Origin of the sequence: Kocuria tytonicola (genome assembly GCF_003687455.1) — a bacterium.
Lineage (GTDB): Bacteria > Actinomycetota > Actinomycetes > Actinomycetales > Micrococcaceae > Kocuria > Kocuria tytonicola.
On the sequence record NZ_PHOA01000172.1, the window covers coordinates 1 to 2,401 of the forward strand.

Genomic DNA, 2,401 nt, shown 5'->3' on the forward strand with positions numbered 1-2,401 from the left:
CACCCGGGGGGGGCGCGTCACCCGCCCGGGGTGGGCGGCGCAGCCGGCCCAGGAGGGCGACGTCGCCCCATGAGCCGAGCGGGCGGCGTCGTCAGCGGGGCGGCGGCGCCACCGGCGAGGCGCGGGGTTTCAGAGGGCGCAGGACACGCAGCCCTCCACGGCGGTGCCCTCCAGGGCAAGCTGGCGCAGCCGGATGTAGTAGAGGGTCTTGATGCCCCGGCGCCACGCGTGGATCTGGGCGCGGTTGATGTCCCGGGTGGTCGCGGTGTCCTCGAAGAACAGGGTCAGGGAGAGCCCCTGGTCCACGTGCCGGGTGGCGGCGGCGTAGGTGTCGATGATCTTCTCGGGGCCGATCTCGTAGGCATCCCGGAAGTACTCCGCGTTCTCGTTGCTCAGGTGCGGCGCCGGGTAGTAGACCCGACCGAGCCTGCCCTCCTTGCGGATCTCGATCTTCGCCGCCACCGGGTGGATGGAGGCAGTGGCGTGGTTGATGTAGCTGATGGACCCGGTGGGCGGCACCGCCTGGAGGTAGGCGTTGTAGATGCCGTGCTCCCGCACCGAGTCCCGTAGCTGCTCCCACTGGGCCACCGTGGGCAGGGCGATCCCGGCGTCCCGGAACAGCTCCCGCACCCGCTGCGTGGCGGGCTCCCACGGCTCGGCCACGTACGGCTCGAAGTAGCTGCCGTCCGCGTAGGAGCTGCGCTCGAAGCCCTCGAACCGCTCGCCCCGCTCGATGGCGAGCCGGTTGGAGGCTCTCAGGGCGTGGAACGCGACGGTGCGGAAGTAGGCGTCCGTGAAGTCGATCCCCTCCGCGCTGCCGTAGTGGATCCGCTGCGAGGCCAGGTAGCCGTGCAGGTTCATCTGCCCCAGCCCGATCGCGTGCGACGCCGCGTTGCCGGCCGCGACCGAGGGCACCGCGGCCACGTCCGTCTGCTCGGACACGCTGGTCAGCGCCCGCACGGCCGTCTCCACCGATCCCCCGAAGTCCGGGGCGGCCATCATGCGTGCGATGTTGAGCGAGCCCAGGTTGCAGGAGATGTCGTGGCCCACGGTCTCGTAGCCCAGCGCGGCGTCGTACTCGGAGGCCGTGTTCACCTGCAGGATCTCCGAGCACAGGTTGGACATGTTCACGTGGCCGTCCAGGGGGTTCGCGCGGTTCACGGTGTCCTCGAACAGCACGTAGGGGTATCCGGACTCGAACTGCAGCTCCGCCAGGGTCTTGAAGAACTCGCGGGCGCTGATGGTCGTGGAGCGGATGCGGGGGTTGGCCACGAACTCGTCGTAGTGCTCGGTCACGGACTGGTCGGACAGCGGCACGCCCGTCTCTCGCAGCACGTCGTAGGGGCTGAACAGGTGCATCTCCCGGTTCCGCTTCGCGAGCTCGAACGTGATGTCCGGGATGACCACGCCCAGGGACAGGGTCTTGATCCGGACCTTCTCGTCCGCGTTCTCCCGCTTGGTGTCCAGGAAGGCCATGACGTCCGGGTGGTGGGCGTGCAGGTACACCACGCCCGCCCCCTGCCGGGCGCCCAGCTGGTTCGCGTAGCTGAACGAGTCCTCCAGGATCTTCATCACCGGCACCACCCCGGACGCCTGGTGCTGCACCTTCTTGATGGGCGCCCCGGCCTCGCGCAGGTTGCTCAACAGCAGGGCCACTCCGCCCCCGCGCTTGGACAGCTGCAGCGCCGAGTTCACGCTGCGCCCGATGGACTCCAGGTTGTCCTCCAGCCGCAGCAGGAAGCAGGAGACGAGCTCGCCCCGCTGGGCCTTGCCCGCGTTCAGGAACGTGGGCGTGGCCGGCTGGAACCTCCCGGACAGCATCTCGGCCACGAGCTGCTCCGCCATCTCCTCGTCCCCCCGCCCCAGGTACAGGGCGGTGGCGACGACGCGCTGGCCGAAGTCCTCCAGGTACGCCGCGCCGTCGAACGTGGTCAGGGCGTAGGACGTGAAGAACTTGAACGCCCCCAGGAACGTCTGGAACCGGTGGTCCGCGTCCCGCGCAGTGTGGTGCAGCCGCTCCACGAACTCGCGGGGGTAGGCGCGCAGGAACTGCTCCTCGTAGTATTCGTGCGCCACGAGCCACTCGAGCCGGTCCCACACGGAGTCGAAGTGGCGGGTGCGCGGGGCCACGTGCTGCGCGAGGTAGGCCGCCACGGCCTCCCGGTCCTTCTCGAACTGGATGGAGCCGTCCGGGGCGAAGAGGTTCAGCTGCGCGTTCAGGGCGTGGTAGTCCCGGCGGGTTCCGATCCCCTCCTGCGCCGGCAACCGGTCGGCGCCGTCCGGCCGGTGGGCGCCGTCCGGCCGGTGGGCGCCGTCCTGCGGGTCGGAGAGTTGCTCTGCGCCGGGGGTGCCGTGCGGGACGGGGGCCTCCTGCGTCGTGGTGGCGGGGTGGGTCATACGG

The 2,401-nt window shown here is 70.3% G+C and carries 1 protein-coding gene; it reads right to left on the reverse strand.

Annotated features, from left to right (window positions below; translation table 11 throughout):
* Nucleotides 1–129: 129 nt before the first annotated feature.
* Nucleotides 130–2,397: a class 1b ribonucleoside-diphosphate reductase subunit alpha gene (gene nrdE, locus CWC38_RS11575; RefSeq protein ID WP_121846859.1), complete on the reverse strand. Its 2,268-nt coding sequence runs from the start codon at nucleotides 2,395–2,397 to the stop codon at nucleotides 130–132.
* Nucleotides 2,398–2,401: the final 4 nt, after the last annotated feature.

What these genes read in the sequence shown, in the direction of transcription:
- nrdE (WP_121846859.1), bottom strand. Translation starts at nt 2,397, where the DNA reads ATGACCCACCCCGCCACCACGACGCAGGAGGCCCCCGTCCCGCACGGC.